Annotated in this window: 18 protein-coding genes; 14 read left to right on the top strand and 4 right to left on the bottom strand. The window is 62.6% G+C overall.

Features of this window, described 5'->3' with window-relative positions; all coding sequences use genetic code 11:
* Window positions 1–45: 45 nt before the first annotated feature.
* From ACGHJ7_RS08810 to ACGHJ7_RS08845, 8 genes are all read left to right on the top strand, one after another.
* Window positions 46–1,929, top strand: coding sequence for a PHA/PHB synthase family protein (locus ACGHJ7_RS08810; RefSeq protein WP_390476451.1), 1,884 nt, complete (start codon window positions 46–48; stop codon window positions 1,927–1,929).
* Between the two features lie 175 nt (window positions 1,930–2,104).
* Entirely contained in the window at window positions 2,105–2,944 is an 840-nt protein-coding gene (locus tag ACGHJ7_RS08815) for a phasin family protein (RefSeq protein WP_390476453.1), read from the top strand.
* 216 nt (window positions 2,945–3,160) lie between these two features.
* Complete coding sequence (gene clpS / locus ACGHJ7_RS08820) at window positions 3,161–3,535, top strand: ATP-dependent Clp protease adapter ClpS (RefSeq protein WP_390476455.1); 375 nt, start codon at window positions 3,161–3,163, stop codon at window positions 3,533–3,535.
* Window positions 3,536–3,539: 4 nt separating this feature from the next.
* Window positions 3,540–4,046, top strand: coding sequence for a DUF427 domain-containing protein (locus ACGHJ7_RS08825; RefSeq protein WP_390476616.1), 507 nt, complete (start codon window positions 3,540–3,542; stop codon window positions 4,044–4,046).
* A gap of 113 nt (window positions 4,047–4,159) precedes the next feature.
* Window positions 4,160–5,416 (top strand): LptF/LptG family permease, encoded by a 1,257-nt coding sequence (locus ACGHJ7_RS08830; RefSeq protein WP_390476457.1) that lies wholly within the window; start codon window positions 4,160–4,162, stop codon window positions 5,414–5,416.
* A 14-nt stretch (window positions 5,417–5,430) separates the two neighbouring features.
* Entirely contained in the window at window positions 5,431–6,528 is a 1,098-nt protein-coding gene (gene lptG, locus ACGHJ7_RS08835; protein ID WP_390476459.1) for an LPS export ABC transporter permease LptG, read from the top strand.
* On the top strand, window positions 6,525–7,052 hold the full coding sequence (locus ACGHJ7_RS08840; protein ID WP_390476461.1) for a GNAT family N-acetyltransferase: 528 nt from the start codon (window positions 6,525–6,527) through the stop codon (window positions 7,050–7,052). Before lptG ends, ACGHJ7_RS08840 begins: the two co-directional genes overlap by 4 nt.
* 62 nt (window positions 7,053–7,114) lie before the next feature.
* On the top strand, window positions 7,115–7,360 hold the full coding sequence (locus ACGHJ7_RS08845; protein ID WP_390476463.1) for a hypothetical protein: 246 nt from the start codon (window positions 7,115–7,117) through the stop codon (window positions 7,358–7,360).
* Window positions 7,361–7,366: 6 nt separating this feature from the next.
* Here ACGHJ7_RS08845 and ACGHJ7_RS08850 read toward each other — a convergent pair whose 3' ends face one another.
* Window positions 7,367–8,470: a fatty acid desaturase family protein gene (locus ACGHJ7_RS08850; RefSeq protein ID WP_390476465.1), complete on the bottom strand. Its 1,104-nt coding sequence runs from the start codon at window positions 8,468–8,470 to the stop codon at window positions 7,367–7,369.
* Between the two features lie 182 nt (window positions 8,471–8,652).
* Between ACGHJ7_RS08850 and ACGHJ7_RS08855 the strand changes: the two genes are divergently transcribed.
* A complete protein-coding gene (locus ACGHJ7_RS08855) occupies window positions 8,653–9,825 on the top strand; it encodes an N-acetyltransferase (RefSeq protein ID WP_390476467.1) in 1,173 nt (390 codons plus the stop codon).
* 112 nt (window positions 9,826–9,937) lie between these two features.
* Entirely contained in the window at window positions 9,938–10,372 is a 435-nt protein-coding gene (locus ACGHJ7_RS08860; protein ID WP_390476469.1) for a response regulator, read from the top strand.
* Window positions 10,373–10,661: 289 nt separating this feature from the next.
* Here ACGHJ7_RS08860 and ACGHJ7_RS08865 read toward each other — a convergent pair whose 3' ends face one another.
* Window positions 10,662–11,399 carry a Crp/Fnr family transcriptional regulator gene (locus ACGHJ7_RS08865; RefSeq protein WP_390476471.1) on the bottom strand — a complete coding sequence of 246 codons (738 nt, stop codon included), beginning with the start codon at window positions 11,397–11,399 and terminating at the stop codon, window positions 10,662–10,664.
* A gap of 213 nt (window positions 11,400–11,612) precedes the next feature.
* Here ACGHJ7_RS08865 and ACGHJ7_RS08870 point away from each other — a divergent pair, with 213 nt between their 5' ends.
* The gene (locus tag ACGHJ7_RS08870) at window positions 11,613–12,419 is read left to right on the top strand and encodes a response regulator (protein WP_390476473.1); all 807 of its coding nucleotides are present in this window, start codon (window positions 11,613–11,615) and stop codon (window positions 12,417–12,419) included.
* Window positions 12,420–12,519: 100 nt separating this feature from the next.
* On the opposite strand, the gene ACGHJ7_RS08875 is transcribed toward ACGHJ7_RS08870, so the two are convergent.
* Window positions 12,520–14,187: a CHASE domain-containing protein gene (locus tag ACGHJ7_RS08875; RefSeq protein WP_390476475.1), complete on the bottom strand. Its 1,668-nt coding sequence runs from the start codon at window positions 14,185–14,187 to the stop codon at window positions 12,520–12,522.
* A 227-nt stretch (window positions 14,188–14,414) separates the two neighbouring features.
* Between ACGHJ7_RS08875 and ACGHJ7_RS08880 the strand changes: the two genes are divergently transcribed.
* The 3 genes from ACGHJ7_RS08880 to ACGHJ7_RS08890 are packed head-to-tail and all read left to right on the top strand — an operon-like array spanning window position 14,415 to window position 16,429.
* Window positions 14,415–14,582 carry a NepR family anti-sigma factor gene (locus ACGHJ7_RS08880; protein WP_390476477.1) on the top strand — a complete coding sequence of 56 codons (168 nt, stop codon included), beginning with the start codon at window positions 14,415–14,417 and terminating at the stop codon, window positions 14,580–14,582.
* Window positions 14,579–15,190, top strand: a complete 612-nt coding sequence (locus ACGHJ7_RS08885; RefSeq protein ID WP_390476479.1) for a sigma-70 family RNA polymerase sigma factor — start codon at window positions 14,579–14,581, stop codon at window positions 15,188–15,190. The genes ACGHJ7_RS08880 and ACGHJ7_RS08885 overlap by 4 nt, the downstream gene beginning before the upstream one ends.
* Before the next feature lie 48 nt (window positions 15,191–15,238).
* Complete coding sequence (locus tag ACGHJ7_RS08890; RefSeq protein WP_390476481.1) at window positions 15,239–16,429, top strand: AI-2E family transporter; 1,191 nt, start codon at window positions 15,239–15,241, stop codon at window positions 16,427–16,429.
* Window positions 16,430–16,538: 109 nt separating this feature from the next.
* On the opposite strand, the gene ACGHJ7_RS08895 is transcribed toward ACGHJ7_RS08890, so the two are convergent.
* Window positions 16,539–17,153 (bottom strand): superoxide dismutase, encoded by a 615-nt coding sequence (locus ACGHJ7_RS08895; protein ID WP_390476483.1) that lies wholly within the window; start codon window positions 17,151–17,153, stop codon window positions 16,539–16,541.
* Window positions 17,154–17,242 lie beyond the last annotated feature (89 nt).

A 17,242-nucleotide genomic window follows, 5' to 3' on the forward strand; every position in this document is an offset into this window, starting at 1 on the left:
CTATAGCAATTCCCGATTGCCCGGCCTTCGAAGGAAATCTGCGTCATGGACAAGAGCGACCCGCCCTCCCCCACCCGGATGTTCGAGCAAATCTTCGATTTGCAGCGCGAGGCGGGAGAGAAGGTGATGGCGAGCCTCATGCCTGTCGAGGGTCAGGGAATGGGTGGACCCCTCGCCGATCCGGGCGACATGGCGGAATGGGGCGCGAATGCGCTGAAGATGCAGACAATGTGGGCGGAGTTTGCCGCGTCTCAGGCGAAGAAAGCCTTCGAGCAACAGGTCGACACGCCGCCCGATCCGATGAAATTTGCCGGCTATCTCCAGGGTTTCCAGCAGAAGATGCCGGGGGCCGGCGCGCAGGAAATTCAGCAGTTCTGGGACGATGCCGCGGCGCTCTGGCAGAATGTGCTGGGGCAATTCACCGGCGCGGGTGAAGAAGCCCCGGACCTGCCGAGGCAGGATCGCCGGTTCAAGGACGATCTGTGGCGCAGCCAGCCGGCCTATGCGCTGATCCACCAGACCTACCTGCTGATGGCGGAGCAGATGGAAAAGGCGGTCGACCGGATGGAGACCGCCGACAAGAGCCGGCGCAAGCAGCTGAAATTCGCCGTGCGCGCACTGGTAGAAGCGCTGAGCCCCGCAAACTTCGCCGCAACCAATCCGGTCGTGCTGGAACGGGCGCGGGAAACCAACGGCGCCAGCATGGTCAAGGGTATGGAGCACCTGCTCGCCGACATGAAGAAGGGGCAGCTTACCCACACGGATCCCGATGCCTTCACGCTGGGCGAGAACATCGCCACCACGCCGGGCAAGGTCGTCCATGAAACGCCGCTGTACCAGCTGATCCAGTACACGCCCACGACCGACGAGGTGCTGGCGGTTCCGCTGGTCATTTTCCCGCCATGGATCAACCGGTTCTATATCCTCGACCTGAACGAGAAGAAGAGCTTCATCCGCTGGGCCGTGGCGCAGGGAATTTCCGTGTTCGTGGTCAGCTGGAAATCGGCCGATGAAACCATGGCCGACGTGGTATGGGACGATTACATCGCCGCGCAGATCGACGCGATCGACCATGTTCGCAGCCGCCTGGACGTGCCCCATGTCCACACGATCGGATACTGCGTGGCCGGGACGACCCTCGCCGCCACGATGGCGATCCTCCACCGCCGGGGCGAGGAGGGCCGCGTGAAGAGCTGCACGTTTTTCACCGCCCAGGTCGATTTCGACCGCGCTGGCGAATTGCTGCATTTCATCGACGACAGCCAGCTCGCCAATGTCGAGGCGATGAGCGGCAAGGGCTATCTCGACGGGCGGTACATGGCCGCAACGTTCAACCTGCTGCGCGGGACGGACCTGATCTGGAACTACGTCGTCAACAATTACCTGATGGGCGAGGATTACCCCGCCTTCGACCTGCTGCACTGGAACGGCGACGTCACCAACCTGCCCGCGAAATGGCACGGCGCGTATCTTCGCGATCTCTACCGCGACAACAAGCTCGTGCAGAAGGATGCGCTTTCCGCCGGGGGTACGCCGATCGACCTGTCGCTGGTGACGACGCCGACCTACGTCCAGGCAGGCAAGGAAGACCATATCGCGCCCGCCGCCAGCGTGTGGCGTCTGCGCGAACATTTCAGCGGGCCGCTGCGCTTCATCCTTGCCGGTTCGGGACATATCGCGGGCGTCGTCAATCCGCCCGAAAGCGGGAAATACCAGTACTGGACGAATGACGACCCCGACGTGACCACGCTGGAAGGCTTCGTGGAAGGCGCGAAGGAGCATCCGGGAAGCTGGTGGCCCCACTGGGTGGACTGGCTGCGGGAACAGGCCCCCGCCATGGTCAAGGCAAGCGGGAAGCGCGTGCCGGGCAAGGGGAAGAAAGACCCGGTCATCGAAGAAGCGCCCGGACGATATGTCATGACGCGCTGACTGCCGGGCGCAGCCGCACCTTCACGGCGAAGGCGGCCTTGTTTCAAAATTCTGCGACGAACCGTGGCGCATGTGCGCCCGGTTTATTGTGCAGTGCACAAAAACCTTGCATTCGCATCTGCGGTACGTATATTGTGCAGTGCAACAAAACGATGAAGCGCAAGGATTGAGGCCAATGGCAGACGCCAACACCAGCAAGATCGATGCCGCCGCAGAGAAGGCTTACGCCGACGCCGCCGCGAAGAAGGTCGATGCTCCGAAGGTCGACATGGAAAAGGTAGAGGCCGCGGTGGAACAGGACGCCAAGCCTGAACCGAAGGTCGATGCCATTGCGAAGGCCGTGGACGCTCCCGCTGAAAAGGCGGAGCCGAAGAAGGCTGTCGCCACGAACGCTACGGCAAAGCGCAAGCCGTCTGCCAGGAAAGCGACCGCGAAGAAGCCGGTCGCCAGGAAATCTCCTCCGCGCAAGGTTGCCGCACGCAAGGATGCCCCTGCGAAGACCACCCAACCGAAAACGAAGGCGGCGAAGCCTGCCGCCGCCATCAGCAAAGCAAAGGATACCATTATGGCTACCGCCAAGAACGCAAAGAAGACCGATTTCGTCGACACCGCAAAGACTGTTGCGGCCGACGCGCAGACCCGCCTGAAGGGCGTCTATGCCAAGGGCAGCGAAGTCGCCGGCGAAGTTGTCGAGTTCCACAAGAACAACCTCGAAGCCATGGTCGAGTCGGGCAAGGTCCTGACCTCGGGTATGCAGGACATGGGCCGCGAAGCCGTGACCGACACCAAGAAGGTCGCCGAACAGGTCACCGAAGACGTACGCCTGATGGCCGCCGTCAAGTCGCCGACCGAGCTCTTCAAGCTGCAGGGCGACCTGACGCGCCGCAACCTCGACGCTGCCATCGCCTACGGCTCGAAGAGCACCGAAGCATGGCTGAAGCTTGCCAACGAAACGATGGCTCCGCTCACCAGCCGTGCCAGCGAAGCGGCAGAAAAGTTCAAGACGGCTGCCTAAGCTCGTCCTGGCGATTGCCGGGTCGGTCCCGGCAATTTCGAAAGACATGAAAGGGCCGGATGTGCATCACGCGCATCCGGCCCTTTTTGCATCCCTGCCCCGACCGGACCGCCCCGCCCCATCCCGGTGCGCCACCATTCCGGCGCGGTTCCAGTACATTTCCGGCGGGAGGCCACCTTGCAACATGGCGTGCCATTGACGATATTGTCGGGCGAAATGATCCAGACCCTTTCCCAATCCATCGATGCCCCGCGCCTTGCCGGAGAAGACGATGCCCCCGGCGGTCCCGACGAAGGGACCGAGATCGGCATCGCGACCAAGACCAAGGCCAAACCTAAGAAGCCCAGCCAGTACAAGGTGCTGCTTCTGAACGACGATTACACGCCGATGGAGTTCGTGGTGATCGTGCTGAAGCGTTTCTTCCGCATGGACATCGACGAGGCGACGCAGGTCATGCTGCACGTCCACCAGAAGGGCGTCGGCGTATGCGGCATTTACCCATACGAAGTCGCCGAGACGAAGGTGAACCAGGTGATGGAATTCGCAAAGCAGAACCAGCACCCCCTGCAATGTACGCTGGAAAAGGCCTGATCGCCTGAGAGAGCCCCATCATCCCGAAGCCGAAGCGACCGGCCCCGGACAGGAGAGCGTCTGGGATTACCCGCGCCCCGCGATTGCGGAGCCGACCGATCGGCATATCAGGATCGAACATCGCGGCGAGGTCATCGCCGATACGCGCGCGGCCTGGCGCACGCTGGAAACCAGCCATCCCCCAACCTATTACATCCCGCCCGCCGACGTGGCGACGCAGTTTCTCGAGCCCAATTCCCGCCGTTCGCTATGCGAATGGAAAGGGCAGGCGCGCTATTGGGATGTTGTCCTTGGTGGCGAACGGCTGGAAGCGGCGGCGTGGAGCTATGCCAGCCCGACCGAAAGCTTCGCGGGCATTCGCGACCATCTCGCTTTCTACCCCGAGCCCTTCGACAGGTGCCTGGTGGATGGCGAAGTGGCGATGCCGCAGCCCGGGCAGTTCTATGGCGGATGGATCACCAGCCGCGAAGCCGGACCGTTCAAGGGCGTACCGGGCAGCCGTTTCTGGTAGCCTGTCTGCCTGCCGTGAATGCATCGGCCTCACCCCTCGAGCGTCATGGGACATGACCCGGCGCGATTTTGCCGCTAGAGCGCGCCAGTGATGCCGGAAAGAAGCCACCCGACATGTTGAAGATCCTGCCCGCGCTCGACCGCTATATCCTGCGGCTCGTCGTCGTGCCGATGGCAGGCGTGTTCGTGCTGGCAGCATCCCTGCTGCTCCTCGACAAGATGCTGCGCCTGTTCGACTTCGTCGCGGTCGAAGGCGGCCCGATCGGCATCGTGTTCAAGATGCTGGGCGCGCTGATCCCCGAATATGCCAGCCTCGCCATCCCGCTCGGCCTGCTGCTGGGGATATTGCTGGCTTTCCGCAAGCTCGCCACGTCGAGCGAGCTGGACATCTTCCGTGCCACCGGCCTCAGTTATATGCGCCTGTTGCGGGTTCCCTATTTCATCACCGCGGTCCTTGTCGCGGTGAACATCGCGCTGGTGTTCTACATCCAGCCGATCAGCCGCTATTATTACGAACAGCTCGAATACGACCTGCGCTCGGGCGCGCTGGGTGCCTCGATCAAGGTGGGCGAGTTCACGACGCTGGCCGACCGAATGGCGCTGCGTATCGAGGCGAGCGAGGACGAGGGACGCCGCCTGCAGGGCATCTTCGCCCGGATTTCCGACGAAGAGGGCCAGGTCCTGTCGATTTCGGCCAAGGAAGGCGCTTTTCTCGCCACGACGGACAGCCCGGACACGATCATCCTGCGCCTGACCGATGGCACCATCGTGCAGGACGAAGCAGATGCGACGCCCCGCGTCCTCAGCTTCACGCGGCACGACCTGCCGATCGACCTGCCGGCGATCGAGCAGTTCCGGCAGCGCGGCGATGCGGAACGGGAATATATCCTGCCCGAATTGCTGCGCATCGGCTGGGACAGCGGTGAGACGGAACAGGCGCGCGATGCGAGCCAGGCCAGTTTCAATTTCCGGCTGGTCGAGGTGGTGATGATGCTGCTGATGCCGATGCTCGCTGTCGCCCTCGCCATCCCGCCGAAGCGATCGACCAGCGCTCTGGGCGTCTTCGTCTCCATCGTGATGGTCGTCAGCTATCACAAGATAAACCAGTATGGCGAAGACATCGCGACGCTGGGCCGGATCGACCCGATCATTGCGCTGTGGGGGCCGTTCGCGGTGTTCGCTGCGCTTATCCTCTGGATGTTCTATCAGGTGGCCTATGTCCCCGGCGGACAGCCGATCGGAGCGCTGGAAACGGCGTTCGGGAAGCTGTCGAAGCGCGTGGGCAAGCTGTTCCGCAGGCGCGGGCGCCGATCCGATGAATTCGCCTCCCCGCCGATGAATACTGCCGCGCCTGCGGCTCCGGCCGAATAGGAGGGCGCGGCGGCATGCAGCTCGATTTCTTCCCTTCGTGGACGCTGACCCGGTACCTGGCGAAAATGTTCGTGGCCCGCATTCTGGCGGTGCTGGTGATGCTGGTGCTCGTCCTGCTCATGCTGGACCTGCTTTCGACCAGCGGAGAAATCCTCGCCGTGGAAGGCAATGGCCAGGGCGAACTGCTGACCTATGCCGGTTACCGGATACCGCAGCTGATCCAGCGTTTCCTGCCCTACTCCGTCCTCTTGGCAACCATCATCGCGCTCATCACGCTGAACCAGAACAGCGAGGTCATCGCCATGAAGGCGTCCGGCCTCTCGGCCCACCAGGTTCTGGCCCCGCTGCTGCTCACCGCGCTGCTGGTGTCTGCCATAAGCTTTGCCTTCAACGAACGCGTCGTGACCCGAGCAACTGCCTCGCTCAAGGCGTGGGAAGCGACGGAGTACGGCGCGCTGCCGAAGGAGGAGGATGCCCGGCGCGGGCTGTACCTGACCGACGGAAGCGACATTTTGAGCGCGACGACGACGACGGGCCGCGGCGACCGGCTCAGCCTGCAGGGCGTGACCTGGTACAGCCGTAAGGAAACGGGGCAGATCGTCCGGCAGGTACGCGCCGACAGCGCGGTTTTCGCCGGCCCGGGCTGGCGGCTGGAAGATGCGGTCATCTTCGATGTCGGCACGGCCGAAACGGGTGACGCGGCGGACATCGTCGTCGCGCCCGGCATTACCCCATCCCAGATCGAGCTCGAAAGCGTGGACGCCGATGCGCTGGGCTTCATGGAATTGCGCGATTCCATACAGGCATACAAGGCCAGCGGCCGCCCGACGGCGGAACTGGAAGCGAAATGGTGGCACAAGCTATCTGGCCCGCTGTCCGCCTTCCTCATGCCGTTGCTGGGCGCTGTGGCGGCGTTCGGCCTCGCCCGGTCGGGCCAGCTGTTCGTACGCGCGATTATCGGCATGGCGCTGGGCTTCGCCTATTTCGTGGTCGACAATGCCGCGCTCGCCATGGGTAGCTTCGGCGGCTATCCGCCTTTCCTCGCTGCATGGGCGCCGTTCGCCCTGTTCTTCCTCGTCGGGGAGACCGTGCTCATCCGGACAGAGGAATGAACGGCCCCGGCACGCCCGCCATCCGACTGGCCCGGCCCGCCGATGCCGACGGGCTCCCCGAAATCGAGAAAGCGGCTGGTGCGCTGTTCGCCGGCCTGCCCGGCTATGAAAGTATCGCGGACCATTCCCCGCTCACTGCCCAGCGATATGCCAGCCTCATTGCGAAGCGCCATTGCCTGGTCGCGGCAGATGGCGACCGGATTGCGGGCTTCATTGCCTGCGAGCCCTTTCGCCGCGAACTGCACATCCGGGAGATGTCGGTCCATCCCCGTTTCCAGCGGCAGGGTCTGGGGGAAAGACTGGTCAGGGCAACCATCATCGACGCGCGCAACGAAGGCTTCGATGCGCTCACGCTCACGACGTTTCGCGACATACCGTGGAACGCACCGTTCTATGCAAGGCTGGGCTTCGTGATTGTCGAGGACAGTTCGAATCACGCCCGCCTGCACGACCTCCTCGAAGAGGAAGACATCGCAGCGCCGGCGGGCGACCGGCGCGTGGCCATGATACGGTTCCTCGACTGATCGAAAGGAACTGGGTCAGGGCGCGGAGAGTCTAGCAGGCGAACGCCGAAAGGATATGTGCCATGAAAAGCTTCGCCCTGATCCCCGCCTCCGTCACCGCAATCGCCGCCTTGGCTCTGGCTGGCTGTAGCGAGGAACCGGAAGTCGATACGTCCTACGAGAGCGAACTGCCGGCACCCGTGCCGCAGGGCGACAGCGCATCCGAACCCGTTCCGGACAACACGTCCATTACCGGCGGTCCGGATGAGCAGGTCGATGCGATGGCGTCGGGAGATGAAGTGCCGGTCGAGGGCGAAAACGAGGATTAACCGGATTTAACGCGGCATCCGCCCCCGGCTCATCGTGTTGCGGGCGATCTTCCCGACGAGGAACACCATGCCGGGATGGTTGGCCTGACGGTAGCTCGATTCCGCTCCCAGTTCGCCGTGAAGACGGCGATGCGCCTCTGGCAGGGAGTGGTACGGCATGGACGGCATCAAATGGTGAAGCGCGTGATAGCGCAGGCCCACGGGCGCCCAGATCTCGGCAATGCGGCCCGGCGGGGGAACATTCACGCTGTCGAGGAACTGGGCGGTGACCGTCATCGGCTCGCCTTCGTTCTCCCATAGATGGGCGACAAGAGTTCGCAGCTGGTTCAGAACCGCTGTCAGCGACAGAATGGCCAGTGCGACCAGCAATGGCTTCCAGCCCAGCACGAAGACGCTGCCGATGAGAACCCAGCTCCACACGAAACCGCCCAGCTCCTGCCAGAACACCCGGCGGGTCAGTTCGCCTTCGGGCGGGCGACGGCGGAATTCCGGATTGATCGACAGCGCGGAAAAGCGCTGCCAAACGATCCGGCGCACCGGCGGCAGGATCGCCCCCAGCGGAACCAGGACAGCGAAGCGAAACATCAGCGCGATGGGTGCCAGCAAGGCGACGATGACGAAGACCGGCAGGGTCCACGGCTTCATCAACGCCAAGGGCAAATATTCGGGATCTTCCACCGTGCCGTATTGCGTGCGCTTGTGATGGATGACGTGGACGCCTTCATACATGAAGGATGGCGTCAGGAGAGGGATACCGACGACGAGGTTCCAGCCCAGCCGAAATCCGGGCAGTGAACCTTTCCGGACGTGGGTCAATTCGTGAATGAACATCAGGGCGCGGTAGAGCGCCAGCGCACCGATCACCCCGAGGACAACGGCGAGCGCGGCGTTCTGCGTCAGGATCGCCCCGGCAATAGCGGCGTAGCCCGTGCCTGCCGACAGCAGCATGTCGGGCCAGTAGATCGCGCCCTTTGCCTCGTACAGATCCTTCGTCAGGTCGCGGGCCGCGCGCAGCATCGCCTTGTCATCGGCGATCGGCGCGCGCACGGTCGCTCCTCCGGCAGGAGCGGAAGCGGATGCGACAGGATCTAGGCTTTGTTGCAAACTCATGCGTTACGTCCGGTTGTATGGGGGTATGCCTTACAGCAATCGAGCGGCCCGGTCATGTCGGCTAAGGACCATGGGCCGAAAGGTCCGTTACGAAGGTCCGCAGGCCGCCGGCTGCTTGACAAGAGCTTCCCTGCCGGAACAGGGCCTAACTCAAGCTGAACACCCACAAGAGGCCTGCCACCATGGACGGCAATGAAATAAGCATTCGCGCCCTTGCGGACAAGGGCAAGGCAGGGAAGCGGGACCGCGCGGCGTTTGTCGACCTCGGCCGCGCCTTTGCCGCACGGCTTCCTCATTCCGTCCCCCAGTTGCGGTCCGAGCAGATCGAACTGGTCGACCCGGAGCGCAACCCCTTCTTCGAACACGCGAGTGTCCAGCTGTTCCTGGCCATGCGCGGCGGCAAGCCGGTCGGACGGATCAGCGCGCAGATCGATCACCTCGCGCTGGAAATTTCGCCGGAACAGGGGCTTGGCCCGGGAACTGGCATGTTCGGCTATTTCGATGCAGAAGACCAGGAAACCGCCCACGCGCTTCTCCATGCAGCAGAAAACTGGCTGCGCGAACAGGGCATGACCCGCGTATTGGGGCCGATCTCGCTCTCGATCTGGGAAGAGCCCGGCCTGCTGGTCAAGGGACAGGACCATCCGCCGATGATCATGATGGGCCACCACCCGGCCCATTACCGCGCGTGGGTGGAGGACGCAGGCTACACTCACGAGAAGAGCCTGCTGACCTATAGTCTGGACATTGATCGGCCGTTCTCCCCGCTGATCCAGCGCATCATCAAGTCCGGCAAGCGCAGCGAGAAGATCACCGTGCGTCCGGTCGATCTCGATTCCTACGGCAAGGAGATCGAAACAATCCTAGGGATCCTGAACGATGCGTGGTCCGCAAACTGGGGTTTCGTGCCCTTCACCCCGGCCGAAGTGGCCTATGCCGGCAAGAAACTGAAACCGATAATCAAGGCGCCGCTCAACCGCATTGCCGAAATCGATGGGAAGCCGGTCGCGTTCATGCTGACATTCCCGAACATGAACGACATCATGGCGAAGATCGACGGGAAATTGTTCCCCTTCGGCTGGTTCCACCTTCTTCGCTGGCTGAAGAACCCGCAGGGTGCCGGAATGCGCGTGCCGCTGATGGGTGTGTCGAGCGACCTGCACAATTCGCGCACGGCCAGCCAGCTCGCCTTCATGATGATCGAGGATATTCGCGAACAGGCGACCGGCCTTTACGGATCGACCCGCGGGGAAGTGGGCTGGGTGCTGGACGACAACCAGGGCATGATCGCCATCGCCGATGCCATCGAATCCGACATCAACCGCGAATACGTGATTTTCAACAAGGCTCTCTGAGCAGGAGCAAATCCCCCCTTCTGACAGGCCGGAGAGGGAACAAAACGGGACGCATCCTGTTCGACATCATAGAGCCTGCGATCCACGCGGGACGATGGGAATTTCTCGCGTCATGACGGACATGTCCGGCCCAGCAAAGTACAGCTCGCCCGGCCACGTCCTCGTGGTCGAGGACGACGCATTGCTGGCCCTGTCGATCGAGACGACGCTGGAAGACGCCGGCGCGAAAAGCGTGACGGTCGTGTCCTCAACGGCGCAGGCACTCGATGCGCTTCGCAGGCACAAGCCCGATGTCATCATCCTCGATGTCCATCTCGCCGACAGGCACGATGGCTGGGCAATTGCGGAACTGGTCGACACGATCGGACCAAATCCGCCGCGCATCATCTTCTCGACCGGGTCGCCGGAGGACATCCCGCCCGCGATTGCGGAAATGGGCGCGGTCCTGACCAAGCCCTACGCACCCGAGCAATTGCTCGGCCTTGCAGCCGGCGAGGAAACCGCGAAGCGCAAGAAAGCCGGCCTGCTCAGCCGCCTTCGCCGCTGAAGGAAAAGCGGGCTCGATCCCTGTCACCGGGTCGATTACGTCACGTAATTCCGATTTTCGGACAGGCGCGAAAGCCCTCGCGCACTTATCGCGTTCGCCTGTCAGGAAGCCGGATAAAAAGGAGGCCTCCACTCGAATTTAATCGGGTGGAGGCCTCGGGATCGTATCACTGCCGCTTGGACGGGAGGGGGGTCTCGGCGGTGATATTAAGAGAATGCGCGGCCCCTGATGGGGTTCCCAGGCACGATGCGCAAAAAGCGAAAAAATTCACAAGGCGCTGATATTACGGCTAAATAAACGGTCTTTTGCTGTCTATCTGGGTGTATTGCGCAAACTTGCAGGCCTTATCCATATCGGGAACCGACAGGTTTCCGGGCGCCCAGTCGACCAGCCCCTCTTCCCTGAGTGATTTCAGGGTCCGATTGGTGTGGACCAGCGACAGGCCAAGCATGTCGGCGATCTGTGCCTGCGTGATTGGGAGTTCGAGGCGGTTGCTGTCATCGGCCACCCCGGTCGCCAGCGCACGGTCGAGAAGCCAGACCGCGAGATAGGTCACCCGCTCCCGCGCGGTTCGCTGCCCGACCGATACCAGGTGCCCTTCGAGTGCGGTTTCCTCTTTCGCCGCCAGCCATACCAGATCGTAGCCCAGCCGGGGATGCGCGCCCATCAAGCGATGGAAATCGTTGCGCGGGAATACGCAGAGACGGGCGTCGATCAGGGCCTCCACCGAATGGGAGAGATCGTCGTCGAACGCACCCTGCAAGCCGAGGAGGTCGCCGGGGAACATGAAGTTCACGATCTGCCGGCGTCCGTCGTCCAGCGAACGGTACCGTATGAGCATGCCTGAAAGTACGGTGTGCAGGTGCGGGGCCTTGCCACCCTGCGACATGATCATCTCGCCCTTGCGGAAGACGGCTTCGCCCTGCTTGAAGCTCTCGAGATATTCCAGTTTGTCTTCGGACAGCGGACGAAATGTATCGCAGCCCTGCAGCGGGCATTCCCTGCACCGAACGATTTGCGTATCCATCACGATCCTGTTCACCCCCCGCAGTTCCCGTTCTTGCGCGGGAATTGCGGCCAATCAGTGTCTGCCCTTTAGCCCCTAAAGCGAACCGATTGTCAAATCGGGCGAACAATCTGTAAGGACCCGGACGTCTGAAGGAACCGACCGGTTGTCGGCACGTTGAACGCGCGCAATCTGTCGGCTGCGAATTGCCAGCCGAATTAGGGAAGGAAATATATGTCGCTCGGTGAAAATGTTGCTGCCAACCTGCCTTATCTGCGCCGCTATGCGCGCGCGCTGACCGGGGCCCAGTCGACGGGCGATGCCTTCGTCCGCCAGACGCTCGAAGCGGCGCTGGCCGATGACGAGCTCAAGTCTTCGCTGGGTGAAGGCCGCGTGGCACTGTACCGTGCCTTCAACAAGATCTGGTCCAGCGCATCGGTCGAAACCGACATCGACACGGCCGGCACCGGCGGGGCGACGGGCGACCACGAAGTCGCGGCACATGAAAGGCTCGCCTCGGTCACGCCGCTGAACCGCCAGGCGCTGCTGCTGACCACTCTGGAAGATTTCTCTATCGAGGAAGCCGCGCAGGTGATGGACCTGAGCGAGGAAGAGGTCGAGACGATGGTGCAGGACGCGGTTGCCGAAATCGACCGGGAATCGAGCACCAACGTCCTCATCATCGAAGACGAACCGCTGATCTCCATGCAGCTCGAAGACCTCGTGCGGGGCCTTGGTCACGACATCTGCGGCACTGCGGCGACGCGCACGCAGGCGCAGGAAGTCGTGGCGAAGGAAACTCCGGGTCTCGTCCTTGCGGATATCCAGCTGGCCGACGGTTCCAGCGGCCTCGACGCGGTCGATGACATCCTGGCCATCAGCAATGTACCGGTGATCTTCATCACGGCCTATCCGGAGCGCCTGCTCACCGGCGATCGCCCCGAGCCGACCTATCTGGTCACGAAGCCGTTCCAGGAAGCAACGGTTCGCGCCGCGATCAGCCAGGCGCTGTTCTTCAATTCGAGCAAGCCTCTCGACTGACCGGCTATCGCTTCGCAACCAACCAGAAAGCCCGCCGGACGTGGATACGTCCGGCGGGCTTTTCGTATGAGCAGAACCGATTGATGGACCGGCCCGGAACCTAGTCCTTCTTTCGGCCCGACAATATCTCGTCGACGACTTCGTGCGCGCGCGTATCCGCGCTGTTCTTCCCGCGCGCCCGCATTGCGAAGGCGGACAGTTTGCGTACCGGTACGTGCAATTGGCAACGTACCCCTTCAGGGTGGAATTCCAGCTTCACCGGATGCTTGAGTTCGTGGGCCACGATCTTCTCGATGAGGTCGGTCCCGAAACCGCGCTTGCGATCCTGCGATACGGGCGGCCCTCCGGTCTCGACCCAGTCGATCCGGGCGAGCTTGTCCTCGACCAGCGACCACGTGACCGAGACGTCCCCGCCGGGCTGGCTGAGCGCGCCGTATTTCGACGCATTGGTCGCCAGTTCATGGATGGCCAGACCAAAAGAAAGCGCATCGTTCGGTGCCAGCTCCACGTCAGGACCTTCGAGATGGAGTCCGACCTCCTCCGATTCCGCATATGGTGCCATTTCGGTCTGCACCACGTCGCAGATGGGGGTCGTGCCCCATTGCGACTTCGTCAGGAGGTCGTGCGTGGCCGACAGCGCCCGGATACGTCCGTCGAGGCCGTCGGCAAAGTCTTCTAGGTCGGTGGCCCTGCGGCGGGTGAGCGAAACAATCGACAGAACGTTCGCCAACGTGTTCTTCACCCGGTGGTTCAGCTCCCGCGTCAGCGAATTGCGGATGGAATTCTGCTCGGCGAAATAATCCAGCGATGCCTGGTCCTCATGTGCCTGCTGGGTCAACAGACGGGCAACCAGCATCGACAGGCTGGCAACCGACAGACCGAACAGGAAGGTCAGCATCGAGAGGAGAGACAGGGAATTGCCCCGGGTCGATTCCACCTGCAGCGTCATCGGCCGGTTGGCGAGGCGAAATTCCTGCGTTGCATACCAGCCGGTCGCGGGCTCGGGGGTGATCGAGGCAAGCAGGTTCGTGGGCTCCGCCTGTCCGTCGTAAAGCTGGACCCCCCTGCCGCCGATGTCTTCCGCCAGCGCGATGGACTCCAGGAAATCCTGTGCCGAGAAGGGGCTGTAAAAGAAGCCTTTCAATTGACGGGTGCCGGCTTCGAATACGGGCATGTAGACCAGGAAACCGGGGGCATCGCCGCCGCCTTCCTGCTTCAGCACGACCTTGCCGCTGGCGGTTGGCCGCGCATTTCGAAGCGCTTCCTGCATCGCTATGCGTCGCACCGGTTCGGACCACATGTCATAGCCGAGCGCGCGCCTGTTGCGCTGCGTATCGGGCTGGAGAAAAGTTACCGGCACGATGTTTTCAGGGTCCTGGGGCGGATAGGGCGTGACGCCTCGAAAGCCGATCTGTTCTTCCCGTAGCCGGGCCTCGAACGGGACGACTTCGCCAGCTGTCAGGTGCTCTGCCCAGCCGATGCCTTCTGCCGCACGATAATCGGCATCGAGCCGCAATTCGGCGACGAAGCGCCTGAACAAGGGTGCCGGCACGCCTTCGACCGTGGAGAACAGGGCGGCCCCGGCGCGCAGATAGGAACTCGTCGTGTTGCCACGCCTGTCCAGAGCCGACGAGATGGCTTCCGCGGTTCTTGCCAGCCGCGCCTGCTCGCTCGCCCTGTCGCCGCGTTCGATCGCCCAGACACTGACCGCGGTAATGGCTGCGATCAGCAGGAAGATCGCTACCGGCAATGCGCGAGGGTATTGCACCAACCAGCGCCTGGTCCTGCGGTTTTGAGTTGCATTGTGCTGGGACAAGTAGGTGCTCGTTGTTATTCGCAGGTCGACGCTGTAACCGGGCGCGAGAGTGGTATGATTTCCTCGCGCATGCAACGGGGAACCATGCATCAGGGCATTCGTTCCGAAGGCTCGGACAGTTTGAAACAGGGTCTCCCGCAACGGGATTGGTACGAGGCCCCGCACCGAAGGGCGTGTTGGTGAACGACAAGAAAACTACAGAACCTGCTGCCACGAAAACCACGGCACGGCAGGCCAAGGACCCGCAATGGGCCAACGGATTGAGGCAGCTTTACGATTCAGTGGTCGACGAGCCGCTTCCGGACAGCTTCAAGGATCTTCTCTCGAAGCTGGACGATTCCAAATGAGCGAAACGAAGCGCACGGCCTCCGAGAAGGCCGATTTCAAGCGCGAGCTGGAGGAAGTGGTCCCGCACCTGCGCGCCTTTGCTCGCGGTCTGTGCGGGCGGCCGGACATGGCCGACGATCTCGTTCAGGAAGCCCTGATGAAAGCCTGGGCCGCGCAGGAACGGTTCGAACCCGGCACGTCCATGCGCGCCTGGACCTTCGTCATCCTGCGCAATGCCTATCTGACGGACATGCGGCGCAACCGGTTCCGCGGCGAATATGACGAAGGGGTGGCCGAACGTATCCTTACCGCGCCTGCCGGGCAGGAAGAGCCGGTGCACCTGTCGGACATGCACCGCGCGCTGCTGACCCTGCCGCCGGAACGGCGCGAGGCGCTGTTGCTGGTCGGTGCGGGTGGTTTCTCCTATGAAGAAGCGGCCAATATCTGCGGCTGCGCCGTCGGTACGATCAAGAGCCGGGTTGGCCGTGCGCGGTCGGCCTTGAACACGATGCTGACCGAGGGCAACATTCCCAATCGCTCGATCGACGACGACACCGCGCATCGCGCAATCCTGGAAGAGCTGGACGATGTGGCTGCGGGCAATGGCATCGCGGCGGCGAACAACTGACAAGGCGGGGTTCGCGCTGAAAGGCCGGCCCGTGTTATTCCCGTCTGCATGAGCACGCCAGTCGAACCTTCCCCGCCAGTACCCGGCAGCGACGACGAACCGCCGACGCGGCGGCGGATGGGGTTTGCGCAGCAGGAACTGCGCCTGATCAGCACGCTCGTCCTGCTGATCGGCATGGGGCTGTTTCTCGCCCTGCCCTTCGTCCTGTCGATCGGGTCGGTCGTGTTTCTCCCGCTGACCACGGCGATCATCCTTTCGATCCTGCTGGCCCCCCTCGCCGACAAGCTGGCGGGATGGGGCGTGCCGAACACGCTGGCATCGCTCCTGTCGTTGCTGGTGTTCTTCGCCATCGTGCTGCTGGCGTTTGCGGTAATCCTGCAACCTGCCATTGCCCTGTTCGACGAATTGCCGCGCCTTGCCGACCAGGTTGCCGCGCGATTTACCGAACTGCGCGACAGGTTCGCCTGGCTTGCCGCCGCAAACGACCGGTTCGCGGAAGCGGTCGGCTATACCGGTACGAACGAGGTCACGCTGGCCGGACCCAGCATTTTCGAGCAGCTCGCCATCGGCGCGCCGAACGTGGTGCTGAAGGTGCTGCTGACCTTCCTGATGGCGTATTTCATGGTCGAGGCCCGCATTCGCCTGCGCCGCAACCTGCTGTTCGGGCGCGCGAGCTTCGGCACCAGCCTCAAGGCTGCGCGCGTCCTTCGCGAAGTGCAGGACAAGGTGGCAAGCTACATCCTGACGGTCGCCTGGATCAACATCGGCGTCGGTGTGATCGTGGCCGCCGGCGCATGGGCGCTCGGTGTGGAAGCGCCACTGATGTGGGGCGGGCTGGCGACGCTGTGCAACTTCATTCCCTATATCGGGCCACTCGCCATGACGGTGGTGCTGACCCTGTTCGGTGTCGGGACGAGCGACACCGTCCTGCTGGGCATCATTCCGGCTGCCGCCTATCTCGTCCTTCATACGATCGAGGCAAACATCGTAACGCCGTCGATCCTGGGGGCGCGCTTTACCATGAACCCGGTGATGATCCTGATCGCCTTTTCCTATTTCAGCTGGATCTGGGGTGTGTTCGGTGCGCTGCTGTCCGTGCCGATCCTGCTGATGCTGACCGCGTTCTTCGACCATGTCGGCAGGCCCAACCTGGTCGGCTTCGTGTTCGGGGAACCGCTGTTCAATCACGACATCATGACATTGGGCGAGGAACAGCCGGTACAGGACAAACCCGCCTGACCGCTACCGCACGGCCGCGTTGGCGGTGCCAGACCCCAGCCTGCTACGCACATGAAAAAGCCCGCCCGGATCGTCTCCGGGCGGGCTTTTCTCGATCAGTGGACGAGATTTAGCTGTTGTAGCTCCAGGTCGAACCGCGCGTCAGGTTCTCCGAGGCGAAGCTCCAGTTGAGCTTGTTCTCGGTCACGGCCTTCAGATAGGCCGGACGCGCATTCTGGTGATCGAGATAATAGGCGTGTTCCCACAGGTCGATCACGAGGAGCGGATTGACGCCGTCCTTGTCGGCCAGCGTGTCGCCGTCATGCGTTTCCTCGATCGTCAGCTTGCCGCCCTTCTCCGCGAGCCAGACCCAACCACTGGCGAAGTGACCGGCACCGCGTTCCTGCAGCTGGCTCTTGAGTTCGTCGACCGAGCCGAAGCTGTCGTCGATCATCGACTTCAACTCGTCGGTCGGCTCGCCGCCGTCGGCAGCCATGGAGTGCCAGTAGAAGCCGTGGTTCCAGCTCTGCGCACTGTTGTTGAACAGGCCCTGGTCGCTGCCGCGTGCGGCGGAGATGACTTCGATCAGGCTCTTGTCCGCGTGGTCCGTGCCCTCGATCGCGGTATTGGTCTTGTCGATATAAGCCTTGTGATGCTTGCCATGATGATAGCTCAGCGTTTCGGCCGATACGGCCGGAGCCAGTGCGGTATCTTCATAAGGCAGCGGAGTTACTTCGAAAGCCATGGATGGTTCTCCCTTGGTTTGATGGGCCCGTGGACTGAACGGGGATGAAAGGTTCGGGATAGCAACGCTCCGGAAGGCCGGTGGTTGCA

It is taken from the genome of Altererythrobacter sp. MTPC7 (genome assembly GCF_042851395.1).
Taxonomy (GTDB): Bacteria; Pseudomonadota; Alphaproteobacteria; order Sphingomonadales; family Sphingomonadaceae; genus CAJXSN01.

Coding starts and splice junctions, on each gene's coding strand:
- ACGHJ7_RS08810 (WP_390476451.1), top strand. CDS start 46: ATGGACAAGAGCGACCCGCCCTCCCCCACCCGGATGTTCGAGCAAATC.
- ACGHJ7_RS08815 (WP_390476453.1), top strand. CDS start 2,105: ATGGCAGACGCCAACACCAGCAAGATCGATGCCGCCGCAGAGAAGGCT.
- clpS (WP_390476455.1), top strand. CDS start 3,161: ATGATCCAGACCCTTTCCCAATCCATCGATGCCCCGCGCCTTGCCGGA.
- ACGHJ7_RS08830 (WP_390476457.1), top strand. CDS start 4,160: ATGTTGAAGATCCTGCCCGCGCTCGACCGCTATATCCTGCGGCTCGTC.
- lptG (WP_390476459.1), top strand. CDS start 5,431: ATGCAGCTCGATTTCTTCCCTTCGTGGACGCTGACCCGGTACCTGGCG.
- ACGHJ7_RS08840 (WP_390476461.1), top strand. CDS start 6,525: ATGAACGGCCCCGGCACGCCCGCCATCCGACTGGCCCGGCCCGCCGAT.
- ACGHJ7_RS08845 (WP_390476463.1), top strand. CDS start 7,115: ATGAAAAGCTTCGCCCTGATCCCCGCCTCCGTCACCGCAATCGCCGCC.
- ACGHJ7_RS08850 (WP_390476465.1), bottom strand. CDS start 8,470: ATGAGTTTGCAACAAAGCCTAGATCCTGTCGCATCCGCTTCCGCTCCT.
- ACGHJ7_RS08855 (WP_390476467.1), top strand. CDS start 8,653: ATGGACGGCAATGAAATAAGCATTCGCGCCCTTGCGGACAAGGGCAAG.
- ACGHJ7_RS08860 (WP_390476469.1), top strand. CDS start 9,938: ATGACGGACATGTCCGGCCCAGCAAAGTACAGCTCGCCCGGCCACGTC.
- ACGHJ7_RS08865 (WP_390476471.1), bottom strand. CDS start 11,399: ATGGATACGCAAATCGTTCGGTGCAGGGAATGCCCGCTGCAGGGCTGC.
- ACGHJ7_RS08870 (WP_390476473.1), top strand. CDS start 11,613: ATGTCGCTCGGTGAAAATGTTGCTGCCAACCTGCCTTATCTGCGCCGC.
- ACGHJ7_RS08885 (WP_390476479.1), top strand. CDS start 14,579: ATGAGCGAAACGAAGCGCACGGCCTCCGAGAAGGCCGATTTCAAGCGC.
- ACGHJ7_RS08890 (WP_390476481.1), top strand. CDS start 15,239: ATGAGCACGCCAGTCGAACCTTCCCCGCCAGTACCCGGCAGCGACGAC.
- ACGHJ7_RS08895 (WP_390476483.1), bottom strand. CDS start 17,153: ATGGCTTTCGAAGTAACTCCGCTGCCTTATGAAGATACCGCACTGGCT.